This window comes from Streptomyces sp. NBC_01116, assembly GCF_041435495.1.
Classification (GTDB): domain Bacteria; phylum Actinomycetota; class Actinomycetes; order Streptomycetales; family Streptomycetaceae; genus Streptomyces.
In genome coordinates, this window is the sequence record NZ_CP108644.1 from 7,874,100 (window position 1) to 7,885,952 (window position 11,853).

The window sequence follows — 11,853 nt, forward strand, 5'->3', positions numbered from 1 at the left end:
CTTTGCGACATGACCCGAAGCCAGTGGGGGAGCCACGTATGGCCGCGAACGGACGGCACCGCAGATACCAGCCGAGCCGGATCAACCGTGCCTCGCTCACGGTGACGGCGAGCGGTGCGGGCATCGCCCTCCCGCTCATCACCGCGGCGTCGGCGGGGGCCGCGCCGGTCGAGGTCTGGGAGAAGGTCGCCGCCTGCGAGTCCAGCGGCAATTGGGACGTCAACACCGGCAACGGCTATTACGGCGGCCTCCAGTTCAGCGGCTCCACCTGGTCGGCCTTCGGCGGCACGCAGTACGCGCCGCGCGCCGACCTCGCCACCCGGGACCAGCAGATCGCCGTCGCCGAAAAGGTGCTGGACGGCCAGGGCCCCGGCGCCTGGCCCACCTGTTCCGTACGGGCGGGGCTCACCCGGGGCGGGGACGCGCCAGGGGCCGCCCCGGAGGCGGAGACCGACACGCAGAGCGCGGGAAGCCGGCCGGTGCGGGCCGCGGCGCCGCAGAGCGCGCCGCCCCGCCGGCCGGTGACCCGCCCCGCCGAGGCGACGCCCACCCATGTGCCGGGCAAGCGCGACTCGTACACCGTCGCGAGCGGCGACTCCCTCTCCGGGATCGCGTCCGCCCAGCGGGTGCGCGGCGGCTGGCAGGGCCTCTACGCGGCCAACCGCACCGTCGTCGGGGGCGACCCGGACCTGATCTTCCCCGGGCAGCGGCTGAGCCTCGACCAGAGCCGGGCATCGAAGGCGGGGGAGGGGAAGAGCTCCGGGCAGCCCGCGCGGAAGACCGCCCCGAAGCCCCCGGCGGCGACGCCCGAGGCGAAGAAGACGGACCAGCGCAAGGCCGAGCCGAAGAAGGAAGCGCCCGCGCAGGCCGCGCCGAAGAAGGAAGCCCCGAAACAGCGGGCCCCTGAGAAGACGGCCCCGAAGCAGCAGGCGCCCAAGAAGGAAGTGCCGAAGAGGGAAGCGCCGAAGGAGCGTCCCGCTCCGGAGCGCGCCGTGAAGCACTCCGGTTTCAGCGCCCCGGTCTCCGCCGGCACCGGTACCCCCTACCGGCAGGCCGGCGGCTGGTCCAGCGGCTATCACACCGGAGTGGACTTCCCCGTGCCCACCGGGACATCGGTGAAGTCGGTGGCTCCGGGCCGCGTCGTCTCGGCCGGCTGGGCCGGAGCGTACGGCTACGAGGTCGTCATCCGGCACAGCGACGGCAAGTACAGCCAGTACGCCCATCTCTCCGCGCTCCACGTGCGCGCGGGGCAGTCGGTCTCCGGCGGACAGCGCATCGCCCGCTCCGGCTCCACGGGCAACAGCACGGGCCCGCACCTGCACTTCGAGATCCGCACGGGCCCCGGCTACGGCTCGGACGTCGACCCGCTCGCCTACCTCCGCGCAGGCGGCGTCAGGGTCTGAACCGTCCGGTCGGAGCGTGGGCGACGCAGGGTGGCTCCGCCGCGCCGTCGCTGCTGCGCGAGCGGGCCCGGCGCGCCGAACTCCACCTGCGGGACCGCTTGCCCCGGCGGCAGGGGCGACGGCGACTGCGGCACGGGCATCCGGCCCGACGCCGGTTCCGGCACGACCGGTGACGGCGAGGGGGCAGCCTCCGCCCCGGCGTCCGTACGCGGCTCCTCGCCGTGCTCCGTGCGCAGCCGCTCCCGCGTCAGCATGATCAGGCCGCCGGCGGCCAGCGCCCCGCAGGAGAGGGCCAGTACGGTGCCCGGGACGCCGAGACGGAAGTGCTCGCCGAACAGCGTGATGCCGATCGCGGCGGCCACCACCGGGTTGACCACCGTCACCGTCGCGAGCGGAGCCGTGAGGCCCGCGCCCCGGTAGGCGGCCTGGGACAGGAACAGGCCCGCCGCCGCGAGCCCGGCGATCACCAGCAGCGGCAGTGCGCCCGAGCGCAGCGAACCGGACGTCCACTCCACGGCCACGGTCTTGGTGAACACCGAGGCCATGCCGAACGCCGCGCCCGCGCCCGTGGCCAGCACGATGCTGCGCAGGACCGGCCGGCGCAGCGTACGGGCGAGCACGACGAGCGCGCCGACGGCCCCGAACGTCACCGAGGCGAGCAGCGCCTGCTCGGGGCCGTTCAGGGTGTGCGGCTCGGCGTTCCCCGTGAGCGCGAGCAGCCCGCCGAGACCGGCCGTCGCCATCAGGGCGCCGCGCCAGGCCGTCGCCCCCGCCCTCCGCCCGACGAACAGGGCCGCCATCGGCAGGGCGAAGACGATCGTCAGCGCGCCGAGCGGCTGGACCAGGCTGAGCGGGCCGTAGGCGAGCGCCACCACGTGCAGGACCGCCCCGGTCCCGTTGAGGAGGACGGCGGCCCACCACACGCCGTTGCGCAGCAGGGTCTGCCACGCGTTGTCGCCGGTCGCGGCCACGCGCTCCTGGATGATCGCCCCGGCCGCGTAGGCGACCGCGGAGACCAGTGACAGCAGCACCGACAGCGCAAGGGAACTCATGTACACCACGATGTCCCGTCCGGGGCCCCACGTCGTCGTCCTTGAGACTGCACTTCGGCCTACTGCCCCAGTAGTACGCCCGACGCACCGACGTCCTCCTCCCGACGGTAGTCCTCTCGCCCCCAGCCGTCAGAAGTTGTCGCCCGGCGGATACGGTGAGCCGCGAAGGCGACACCGCCGGTGTCCGCACGGCCGGTCACCTGAGCGGCCCGGAGGCGGGCCGGGAACCGAGGGGGAGCAGGGCATGGACCTGGTGCTACTGGCGTCGGTCGGGGGATTCTTCGCGCTGCGGACCACTCCGGTGCCGGGCGGCGGGCACCGTCCGCTGGAGCGGTTGTACGCGGGGGACGGCGGTCCTCTCGCCGCGCGCGTCGACAAGGTCGCGGCACGCCTCGCGGCCCCCGAGCGCAGGGTCGCCGCCTCCATCGCCCACCTCGGCCTCGCCGCCCGGCTCTGGTCCCTCGCGCTGGGCCCGGCCGCGCTCTTCGGGCGGATCCCCGCCCTGACGCCCGGCGCCCTCCACTGGGACCCCGCGGCCACCTCGCCGGACGACCTGTGGCTAGCGGGGACGGCCGAGCTCCCCGGCACGGCGGCACACATCCGCGAGGAGGTCCAGTACGGGCATCTCGACCCGCTGTCCGAGGCGTTCCGGCGCGACTGCACGATCTCCCCGCAGCTGCTGCGGGGCAACGCGGGGTCCGCGCTCGCCGGAGCCGTGCGCGAACTCGTCGCCTTCGCGCGCGCCCACGACCGGCCGGACGTGGCCGTACGGGCCCGGGCGCTGGCGGCCGAGCTCTTCGACGACGAGGCGCTGCGCGGCACCGGGGCCCCGCACGGGCCCGCGTTCCGGCGGCGCAGCTGCTGCCTGTACTACCGCTGCCCGGGCGGCGGGCTGTGCGGGGACTGTGTGTTCGACCGGGCGCCCGGACAGGGTGCGAAGGGACGGTAGCCGTCCGCCGCGCCCGGTCGGGGACCGTCAGGAAGGCAGTACGGCGTCGATGGCGGCGTCCACGGACGGCAGGACGGGCAGGGCGCTGTCGAGGCCGATCATCCCGATCAGGCGGCGCATGAACGGGGACGGGGCGGCGAGCCGCAGCCGACCGCCCAGCGCGGTGTGTCCCTGGAGAAGCACGTTCACCGTCGTCGAGTCCGCGAAGCCTACGCCGGAGAGGTCCACGACGACCGGGCCGGAGCCGTTGCCGGCCGCCTCGGTCAGGGCGAGGCCCAACGGGGCGACGCTGTCGATATCGAGGTCACCCGACACGGCGAGGACCGATGCGTCCCGCTCCTGCCGGGTGGTGATTCTGACGGCTCTGTCTTCGTTGGGCGATGAAAGCACGGAAGGCACCTCAGGCGGAATCGGAAGGGGCGGAGAGCCGTGTCGCCGGACGGGTCGGCATGGTTCCGTCCCTGGTCGCGGCGGGGTAACGGGATAACGATAGAAGTAACAGTTGCCATTTGACAACATTCTCCATTGGGTAACAATCTGATCCCCGACGGCTGCTCGGCCGGCCTGCCGAAGGGCTGAGAACCGATGGACGCGGAAGCAGGAGCTTGATGGAGCTAGGCGCTGTCCGCGACATCATCGCGCAGTGGGGAGGCGGCCGTATCCCTTTGCGGGGAAAGGCGCTCCGAAGCGGCGGCGTGGAAGGCCGAGAGGCCCTCGGCGAGGGCGGCGAGGGCGGCAGGATCCATCCGCCTCAGCACGGCGTTCAGTTCGCCCGCGCGCAGGGCCCGGTACTCTTCCAGGAGGGCGCGGCCACGCAGGCTCAGCCGCAGTTCCACTTCGCGACGGCTGGTCGGGCTGGGCGCCCGCTGGACGAGCCCCATCGCCTCCATCCGGTCGCAGAGCCTGCTGACGGAGGGGGCACGCGAGCCCAGGGCCTCACCCAAGGCCCGCAGATTGGTGCCCTCCTGCTTCTCGACCACCAGCAGGGCACGGAGCTGGGAGGGCGATACGGTTCCGGACGCGGCCGATTCCTGGCCCCGGCCCCACAGCACCTCCAGCAGCTCCGAGGCGGCGACGGCGTCGGCGGACGCCTGTTCGCGACTGCTCGGGCGAAATCCTCGGTGGGGCATTCAGCCACTGTGTCACCCGTCGGGCCCGCTTGTCAGCCCGCCCCCGTCCCCTACTACGTCGTAGGACGAAGAATGCGCGAGAGACCGTGAACAGACGAACGGACATCGAGGCCGCTGTGCGGGCCGCAGCACCGCACGCGCTGCTGGCCACCCTGCGGACCGAGCTCAGCAGCGCCTACGGGGCCCTGGCGGTCGAGCTCCACCTCGCCGACTACAGCCTGCGGGCCCTCAAATCCCTGGACCGGCCCGACGACGAGAGCGAGCCGCTGTCCCTCCACAACAGCCCCGAGGGCCGGGCATTCGGCAGCCAGGAGCCCCGCGAACAGCAGGTCCGGCACGACGACGCCGTCGACCACCACCTGCCCGTGACCGTACGGGGCGAACGGCTCGGCATCCTCACCGTCCGGCTGCCCCAGGCCCTGTCCACCCCGGAGCTGATCGGCGAGCTGGCCCACGTGGCGGATCTGCTGGGCCACGAGATCCTCGTCGCCGAGCGGGACACCGACCTCTACCAGCGGGCCCGGCGCACCACCCGCCTCACCCTCGCCGCCGAGATGCAGTGGCAGCTGCTGCCCGCCCGCGCCTGCACCGCCGCCGAGTTCGCCATCGGGGCCCAGCTGGAGCCCGCGTACGCCATCCACGGCGACAACTTCGACTGGGCCGCCGACGCCGACGAGCTGACCCTCGCGGTGACCAACGGCATGGGCGAGGGCATACAGGCCTCCCTCCTCACCAATCTCGCCGTCAACGCCCTGCGCAACGCCCGCCGGGCCGGCATCGGCATCGCGGACCAGGCGGCCCTCGCCGACCAGGCCCTCTACGACCAGCACCGCGGCGCGTCCCACGTCTCCACTCTGCTGCTCCGCTTCGAGCTGGCGACGGGGCGGGTCGGCGTCGTCGACGCGGGGTCGCCGCAGCTGTGGATGCAGCGCGGCCGGGAGGTGCGCCGGATCGAGCTGGAGGCGCAGCTGCCGCTCGGCATGTTCGAGGAGTCGCAGTACACGGTCCAGGAGTTCCAGGTGGAGCCCGGCGACCGGCTGCTGCTGCTCAGCGACGGCGTCTACGAGGCGGTGTCCCCGCTCGGCGAGGCGTACGGGGAACGCGCGCTGGCCCGCGCGATCCAGTCGACACGGCTCCTTCCGGCCGCCACGGTGCCGCGCGCGATGCTCGGCGAACTGGCGGAGTACCGGGGCACGGAGACGCTCGACGACGCGCTGGTGCTGTGCCTGGACTGGTTCGGCCGGCCGGACGGCCGGGGCGCGGCCTAAGCCGTGTCGAAGGCGCGGCGCGAGGCCTCGATGTGGCCGATGTGCTCATGCGTCCAGTCGCACATCACATGGACCGTCCGGCGCAGGCCCTGCCCCGGCTCGGTGAGGGTGTACTCGACCCGCGGGGGCACGGTGGGGTGCACACACCGCTCGACCAGTCCGTAGCGCTCCAGCATCCGCAGGTTCTGGGTGAGCATCTTGTGGCTGATGCCCTCGACCGCGCCCCGCAGCTCGGTGAAGCGGAGGGTGCCCTCGCCCAGGGCCTCGATGATCAGGAGCGCCCACTTGTTGGCGACGTCGGAGAAGATCTCCCGCGCCAGCGAGTCCGCGCGCCGCAGGTCCGCGTCCTCGGGCGAGCCGCCGAACTGCTTGGTCACCATCAGGTTCCCCCGTCACCGAAAAGTGCGTTCTTCCATGTCAGCGGCCACTCTCCTACGGTTCCCGAGTAACCACAAGTGACCGGCGGTCGGCCGGTCGGTGGAAAAAAGGGGGCACGGCCCCCAGGACGAGGAGGCGGGCAGCATGGCCATCACCCTGGTGAACCCGAGCGGACTGCCGGAGATCGGCGCCTACCGGCAGGTGTCGGTCGCGACCGGATCGAAGCTGGTCTTCGTTGCCGGGCAGGTCGCCTGGGACGCGGAGGGGACCACCGTCGGCGAGGGCGACCTCGCCGCCCAGGTCGAGCAGGCTTACGTGAACGTCGGCACGGCCCTCGCCGCTGTCGGCGGTACCTTCGACGACGTGGCGAAGCTGACCGTGTACGTCGTGGACTGGACGCCCGGGAAGATGCCCGCGTTCCTGGAGGGTGTGTCCCGGGCCGCCGCGAGGCTGGGCGTCACGCCCGAAGCGCCCGGCACCCTGGTGGGCGTCGCGGCCCTGGACCTCCCCGGACACCTGGTGGAGGTCGAGGCCACCGCCGTGCTCGACGCCTGAGGGGCGCCGGCCGGGCTCAGGTGCTGAGCTGGAACTCCGCCCGGATCCGCTTGCCCACCGGCACCCGCTCGGCCGTGAGCCGGTCGCACAGGGCCACCACGATCTCCATGCCGTGACCGCCGAGGCGGGACGGGTCGGGGGCGTACAGCACGGGCATCGCGGTGCTGCTGTCGTAGACCGTGACGCTGATGAGCTGCGCGGTGCCCTCCAGCTCCAGGAGGTAGGGGCCGTGGCTGTAGCGGTCGGCGTTGGTGACCAGCTCGCTCACGGCCAGCATCAGGTCGCTGCGCGTGTGCTCGCCGATCGGGGCGAGGCACTCCACCGCGAGCCGCGTCAGGAAGCGGTCGGCGAGCGCACGGGCCTGCGCGATGCAGCCCGGCTCGCCGTCGAAGACCTCGGCGCTCAGCAGTACCTCGGCGGAAGGCGGTACCTCGGCGGCAGCCAGCCCCTGTCCCGGGTCTTCCGGTGGGGAGGTGACCTGTTCGTTCATGTGCTCCAGCCAGGGCGCCGCAGTGAGGTCGGAGACCTTTTCCGCCATTCGTCTACCCCTGGCGAACGATCCCACTCCAGGAGATCCGGACCGATCCTACGCACGTCCGGGCAGCCGCACCACGGTCACGAAGAATTCGTCGATCTGGCGCACCGCCGCGATGAACTGATCGAGGTCCACCGGCTTCGTCACGTACGCGTTGGCGTGGAGCTTGTAGCTGCGCAGGATGTCCTCCTCGGCGGAGGACGTGGTAAGCACGACCACGGGGATGAGGGCGAGCTCGGGGTCGCCCTTGATCTGTTCCAGCACCTGCCGGCCGTCGTACTTGGGCAGGTTCAGGTCCAGCAGTACCAGGTCCGGGCGGGGGGCGTCGCCGTACTCGCCCCGCCGGTAGAGGAAGTCCAGCGCCTCCTGTCCGTCGCGCACGACGTGCAGGGTGTTGCGGATCTTGTTGTCCTCGAAGGCCTCACGGGTCATCAGCTCGTCGCCGGGGTCGTCCTCGACGAGCAGGACCTCGATGGGCTGGACAGGGGTGTTCACGAAGGTTCTCCCGGCTGGCTGGTGAGCAGGGCGGGAGCGAGCAGCTCCGCCGCGGTGTGCGTGGGCGCCTCGGGCGCCACGGGCAGGGTGAAGTGGAAACGGGTGCCTTCGCCCGGTTCGGGCTCCAGCCAGATCCGGCCACCGTGGAACTCGATGATCTTCCGGCAGAGCGCGAGGCCGATGCCCGTGCCGTCGTACTCGTCACGGGCGTGCAGTCGCTGGAAGATGACGAACACCTTGTCCGCGAACTCGGGCGCGATCCCGATCCCGTTGTCCGACACCGTCAGGTGCCAGTCCTCGCCCTCCTGTACGCAGGTGACCGAGATCCGGCACGGGACGTCCTCCCGGCGGAACTTCACCGCGTTGCCGACGAGGTTCTGCCAGACCATGGTGAGCGCGGTCGGGTCCCCGAGCAGTTCGGGCAGGGAGTCCGGCCGCTCGATCACGGTTCCCGACTCCTCGATCGCGAGGGTCAGATTGCCCAGGGCGCGGTCCAGGGCCCGGCCCAGATCGACCGGCTTCCAGCTCTCCTGCACCCGGCCCACCCGCGAGAACGTCAACAGGTCGTTGATGAGGACCTGCATCCGCTTGGCGCCGTCCACCGCGAAGGCGATGTACTGCTTGCCCCGGTCGTCGAGCTCCTTGCCGTACCGCTTCTCCAGGAGCTGACAGAAGGAGGCGATCTTGCGTAGGGGCTCCTGGAGATCGTGCGAGGCGACGTACGCGAACTGCTCCAGCTCCGCATTGGAACGCCGCAGCTCCTGTGTCTGCTCCGCCAGCAGGGCCTCGCGGTTCTGCGCCTCGGCCAGTTCGTCCGCCAGCCGCCCCCGCATCTCCTCCACGGCCCAGGCCACGGACTGTACGTCGGAGGGCCCCTTGATCTCGATGCGCGTCCCGAAGGCCCCCGACCTGACGCGGTCGGAGGCGTCGCGCAGCCGGTTGAGCGGGACGCCGACCACGCGGTGGAGCAGCAGGCTCAGCGCCACCACGGTCAGCACGAAGACGGCGACCAGGGCGATCACCACCCGGTCGCGGGTGGTCCGCGCCGAGCCGAGGTCGGTTCGCGCCTGGTCACGCGCCTCGGCGAGATGCCCCTGCTGGGCGCCGTACGCCTGCCGCAGCTGGTCGAAGTCCGCCTTGCTGCGCTGCAACTGGGCGGAGGTGGTGGCCTCGCTCGGCCCCTGCTCCCGGACCGTCGCGATCAGCGGCTCGGCCTTGGTCCGCCGCCACTTCTCGGCGGCGGAGGCGATGGCGTCGAGGTCGTCGGCGTACTGGCTGCCGGGGCCCACCAGGCGCCGCACCTGCGCGAGGCGCTCCTGCTCGGCGGCTTTCCCCGCCTCGTACGGTTCGAGGAAGGAGTCGTCGCCGGTCAGCGCGAATCCCCTGATCCCGGTCTCCTGGTCCAGCAGGGAGTTCTGGAGCTGGAAGGACGCGGACCTCGCGGGCTGGATGCGGTCCACCAGCTCTGTCGTGCGGTCGGAGATCCGGGCCAGCACGAGCCCGCCGATCACCAGACAGGCGCAGACCACCACGATGAATCCGCCGAGTATGAGATGGACCCAGTTCTGCACCGACAGCCGCGATGCGAGGCCGCCCGGAGCCGCTTGTTCCGTCATGTCACCGCTCATCGGATTCCGATCCCCAGCCCAGATGCAGAACGGCCACATCGTCCGCGAGGCCGCCGTAGGGGGCGGCCCCCTCCGCGGCCCCGGCAACCAGGGCGTCGACGAACGAACGGGCCGGCAGGTGGCCGTTGGCCCGTGCCATCGCGAGCAGCCCTTCCTCGCCGAGACGGCTGTCCGGCCCGTCGCGCCCCTCGAAGAGCCCGTCCGTGAAGAGTACGAGACCCGCGCCGGGCGTCAGCGGGATGTCGACCGTGGGCCACCGGCCGGCCCCGGGCAGCAGCCCGAGCGCCATGCCGCCCTCGGGCTCGACCCAGCTCACGTCCGTGCCCTCACGCAGCAGCAGGCCGGGATGACCGGCCCGCAGGATCTGCGCGTGCCGTTGTCCGGGCGGGAACACCAGCGAGGTGACGGTGGCGAACACGTGCGAGTCCGAGCGCTCGGCTACCAGGATCTCCTCCAGCAGAGCTATCTGCTCCGGCTGTGACGTACCGCACAGCACGGCGGTACGCCAGGCCACCCGCAGGCATACGCCGAGTGCCGCCTCGGCTGCGCCGTGCCCGGACACATCGCCGATCACCGCGTGGACGGTGCCGTCCGAGGTCTGCACGACGTCGTAGAAGTCACCGCTCAGCAGCCCGTGCACCCGCCCCGGCTCGTACCGGGCGCGGGCCCGGAACAGGTCGTCCCTCAGTAGGGGGACGGGCAGCAGCCCGCGCTCCAGCCGGGCGTTCTCCTGAGCCATCAGCTGGTTGGCACGCAACGCCGCGGCGGCCCGCTCCACTTCCTTGCGCTGCAGGGCGTAGCGAATCGCGCGCGCGAGGATCTCGGGGCCCAGGCGGCCCTTGACCAGGTAGTCCTGGGCGCCTCCGGCGACCGCACGGAGTCCGGTGCCCGAGTCCTCCAGACCGGTGAGGACGACGATAGCGGCCTCGCGGTCGGTCTCCAGGATCTGGCGCACGGCGTCCAGGCCGTGGACGTCGGGCAGATGCAGGTCGAGGAGCACGCACACCGGTGCGGTGGAGGTGCGCAGGAACGTACGGGCCTCGCCCAGCGTCTTGCACCAGGTGAGGGCGGAATCCAGCTCGCTGTCCGCGAGCATCTCCTCGACGAGCAGCGCGTCACCCGCGTCGTCCTCCACCAGGAGGATCGTCGCGTCGAGGTTCCACAGCAGTGGTTCGGGGTGGTGGGGGACGCCGACCTGTTGGGTGGGGATGCTGGGAATGCCCACAGGACTCGGAGATGTGCCCACGGGTGACTCGGTCAAGCCTTCACCCTCTCGTGCCACGGCACGGTGCGTCCGGCCTGATCGTCATAAATCATAGGCGAGCGACGAGGCCGGTCGGTGACGGGCCCCGTGAGCTGACGGCACGAAGCCGCCCGCCCGGAAGGGCGGACGGCTTCGGATTCGGGACGGGACCCGAATGGTTCGCGGGGTCTCACGCCTCGACACTCATACCCTTGCGCAGCTGCTGCACGATCCTGCTGAGCAGACGCGACACATGCATCTGGGACACACCGAGCTCGGCGCCGATCTGCGACTGCGTCATCTCGGCCCCGAACCGCATCTGCACGATCCGGCGCTCCCGGTCGTCGAGCTGTTCCAGCAGCGGGGCCAGGGTGTGCAGGTTCTCGACCGTCTCCATGCCCGGGTCGGCCTCGCCGAGGACGTCGGCGTACGCCCGCTGCTCCTGGCCGGAGTCGCTTTCCGCCGAGGGGGTGTCGAGCGAACCGGCCGAGTAGCCGTTGGCGGCCACGAGGCCCTCGATGATCTCCTCCTCGGGGAGGTCGAGGTGGGCGGCCAGCTCCTTGACGGTGGGGTCGCGGTCGAGCTCCGCGGAGAGCTGCTCCTTCGCCTTGGCGAGGTCCACCCGCAGCTCCTGGAGCCGCCGCGGCACATGCACCGACCAGGTGGTGTCGCGGAAGAAGCGCTTGATCTCCCCGACGATGTAGGGCACCGCGAAGGTGGCGAACTCGACCTCGCGGGACAGGTCGAACCGGTCGATCGCCTTGATCAGGCCGATCGTGCCGACCTGGATGATGTCCTCGGTGTCGTCGCCGCCGCGATTGCGGAACCGCGACGCGGCGAAGCGCACCAGGGAGAGGTTCATCTCGATCAGGGTGTTGCGTGCGTACTGGTGCTCGTGGGTGCCCTCCTCCAGCGTCTGGAGGCGGTCGAAGAAGATCTTGGAGAGGGCCCGGGCGTCCTGCGGGGCGACCTTCCCGGCGTCCTCGATCCAGGGCAGCTCGCGGGAGACGTCCGCGGCCTGCGTGCCGATCCGGCCGTCGCTCAGCGGCGTCGTGGTTCCGGTGGCTCGCGCCGACATGGTCGTCATGGTGTCGCCCTCCCTGCTACCCAGTGTGTCGGACGGTCGTCTGCCCGGCCTTCGAGAAGTCATGCACTTCTTTTTCGGATTTCTTCGATCGACTTCCCCGGCACCTCCTCCGCCCCCGTCTTCCGGCCTT

The 11,853-nt window shown here is 71.7% G+C and carries 13 protein-coding genes; 4 read left to right on the top strand and 9 right to left on the bottom strand.

Translation table 11 applies throughout. From position 1 onward, the window contains the following. Positions 1–38: 38 nt before the first annotated feature. Positions 39–1,403, top strand: coding sequence for a transglycosylase family protein (locus OG245_RS34485; protein ID WP_371627261.1), 1,365 nt, complete (start codon positions 39–41; stop codon positions 1,401–1,403). On the opposite strand, the gene OG245_RS34490 is transcribed toward OG245_RS34485, so the two are convergent. Next, positions 1,373–2,455 carry a DMT family transporter gene (locus tag OG245_RS34490; RefSeq protein ID WP_371627262.1) on the bottom strand — a complete coding sequence of 361 codons (1,083 nt, stop codon included), beginning with the start codon at positions 2,453–2,455 and terminating at the stop codon, positions 1,373–1,375. The genes OG245_RS34485 and OG245_RS34490 overlap by 31 nt on opposite strands. Positions 2,456–2,699: 244 nt before the next feature. On the opposite strand from OG245_RS34490, the gene OG245_RS34495 reads away from it, so the two are divergent. Then, a complete protein-coding gene (locus OG245_RS34495) occupies positions 2,700–3,404 on the top strand; it encodes a (2Fe-2S)-binding protein (RefSeq protein ID WP_371627263.1) in 705 nt (234 codons plus the stop codon). A gap of 27 nt (positions 3,405–3,431) precedes the next feature. Here OG245_RS34495 and OG245_RS34500 read toward each other — a convergent pair whose 3' ends face one another. After that, positions 3,432–3,794: an STAS domain-containing protein gene (locus OG245_RS34500; RefSeq protein WP_371627264.1), complete on the bottom strand. Its 363-nt coding sequence runs from the start codon at positions 3,792–3,794 to the stop codon at positions 3,432–3,434. A gap of 224 nt (positions 3,795–4,018) precedes the next feature. Further along, on the bottom strand, positions 4,019–4,534 hold the full coding sequence (locus tag OG245_RS34505; RefSeq protein ID WP_371627265.1) for a MarR family winged helix-turn-helix transcriptional regulator: 516 nt from the start codon (positions 4,532–4,534) through the stop codon (positions 4,019–4,021). An 86-nt stretch (positions 4,535–4,620) separates the two neighbouring features. Between OG245_RS34505 and OG245_RS34510 the strand changes: the two genes are divergently transcribed. Continuing rightward, on the top strand, positions 4,621–5,802 hold the full coding sequence (locus OG245_RS34510) for a PP2C family protein-serine/threonine phosphatase (RefSeq protein WP_371627266.1): 1,182 nt from the start codon (positions 4,621–4,623) through the stop codon (positions 5,800–5,802). Here OG245_RS34510 and OG245_RS34515 read toward each other — a convergent pair. After that, positions 5,799–6,182 (bottom strand): winged helix-turn-helix transcriptional regulator, encoded by a 384-nt coding sequence (locus OG245_RS34515; protein ID WP_371627267.1) that lies wholly within the window; start codon positions 6,180–6,182, stop codon positions 5,799–5,801. The genes OG245_RS34510 and OG245_RS34515 overlap by 4 nt on opposite strands. A gap of 142 nt (positions 6,183–6,324) precedes the next feature. Between OG245_RS34515 and OG245_RS34520 the strand changes: the two genes are divergently transcribed. Further along, positions 6,325–6,735 carry a RidA family protein gene (locus OG245_RS34520; RefSeq protein ID WP_371627268.1) on the top strand — a complete coding sequence of 137 codons (411 nt, stop codon included), beginning with the start codon at positions 6,325–6,327 and terminating at the stop codon, positions 6,733–6,735. Between the two features lie 16 nt (positions 6,736–6,751). Here the strand turns inward: OG245_RS34520 and OG245_RS34525 are convergent, their stop codons facing one another. The 5 genes from OG245_RS34525 to OG245_RS34545 all read right to left on the bottom strand — a co-directional run bounded on the left by OG245_RS34525 (position 6,752) and on the right by OG245_RS34545 (position 11,723). After that, on the bottom strand, positions 6,752–7,225 hold the full coding sequence (locus tag OG245_RS34525; protein WP_371628069.1) for an ATP-binding protein: 474 nt from the start codon (positions 7,223–7,225) through the stop codon (positions 6,752–6,754). Between the two features lie 96 nt (positions 7,226–7,321). Continuing rightward, on the bottom strand, positions 7,322–7,765 hold the full coding sequence (locus OG245_RS34530; protein WP_371627269.1) for a response regulator: 444 nt from the start codon (positions 7,763–7,765) through the stop codon (positions 7,322–7,324). Continuing rightward, positions 7,762–9,381: an ATP-binding protein gene (locus OG245_RS34535; RefSeq protein ID WP_371627270.1), complete on the bottom strand. Its 1,620-nt coding sequence runs from the start codon at positions 9,379–9,381 to the stop codon at positions 7,762–7,764. Before OG245_RS34535 ends, OG245_RS34530 begins: the two co-directional genes overlap by 4 nt. Before the next feature lies 1 nt (position 9,382). Beyond that, positions 9,383–10,618, bottom strand: coding sequence for a PP2C family protein-serine/threonine phosphatase (locus OG245_RS34540; RefSeq protein ID WP_371627271.1), 1,236 nt, complete (start codon positions 10,616–10,618; stop codon positions 9,383–9,385). 208 nt (positions 10,619–10,826) lie between these two features. Beyond that, positions 10,827–11,723: an RNA polymerase sigma factor SigF gene (locus OG245_RS34545; protein ID WP_371627272.1), complete on the bottom strand. Its 897-nt coding sequence runs from the start codon at positions 11,721–11,723 to the stop codon at positions 10,827–10,829. Positions 11,724–11,853: the final 130 nt, after the last annotated feature.

Excerpts from the sequence above, each read along its gene's own strand:
- OG245_RS34485 (WP_371627261.1), top strand. The coding sequence starts at position 39 with ATGGCCGCGAACGGACGGCACCGCAGATACCAGCCGAGCCGGATCAAC.
- OG245_RS34525 (WP_371628069.1), bottom strand. The coding sequence starts at position 7,225 with ATGAACGAACAGGTCACCTCCCCACCGGAAGACCCGGGACAGGGGCTG.
- OG245_RS34520 (WP_371627268.1), top strand. The coding sequence starts at position 6,325 with ATGGCCATCACCCTGGTGAACCCGAGCGGACTGCCGGAGATCGGCGCC.
- OG245_RS34545 (WP_371627272.1), bottom strand. The coding sequence starts at position 11,723 with ATGACGACCATGTCGGCGCGAGCCACCGGAACCACGACGCCGCTGAGC.
- OG245_RS34515 (WP_371627267.1), bottom strand. The coding sequence starts at position 6,182 with ATGGTGACCAAGCAGTTCGGCGGCTCGCCCGAGGACGCGGACCTGCGG.
- OG245_RS34505 (WP_371627265.1), bottom strand. The coding sequence starts at position 4,534 with ATGCCCCACCGAGGATTTCGCCCGAGCAGTCGCGAACAGGCGTCCGCC.
- OG245_RS34495 (WP_371627263.1), top strand. The coding sequence starts at position 2,700 with ATGGACCTGGTGCTACTGGCGTCGGTCGGGGGATTCTTCGCGCTGCGG.
- OG245_RS34535 (WP_371627270.1), bottom strand. The coding sequence starts at position 9,381 with ATGACGGAACAAGCGGCTCCGGGCGGCCTCGCATCGCGGCTGTCGGTG.
- OG245_RS34490 (WP_371627262.1), bottom strand. The coding sequence starts at position 2,455 with ATGAGTTCCCTTGCGCTGTCGGTGCTGCTGTCACTGGTCTCCGCGGTC.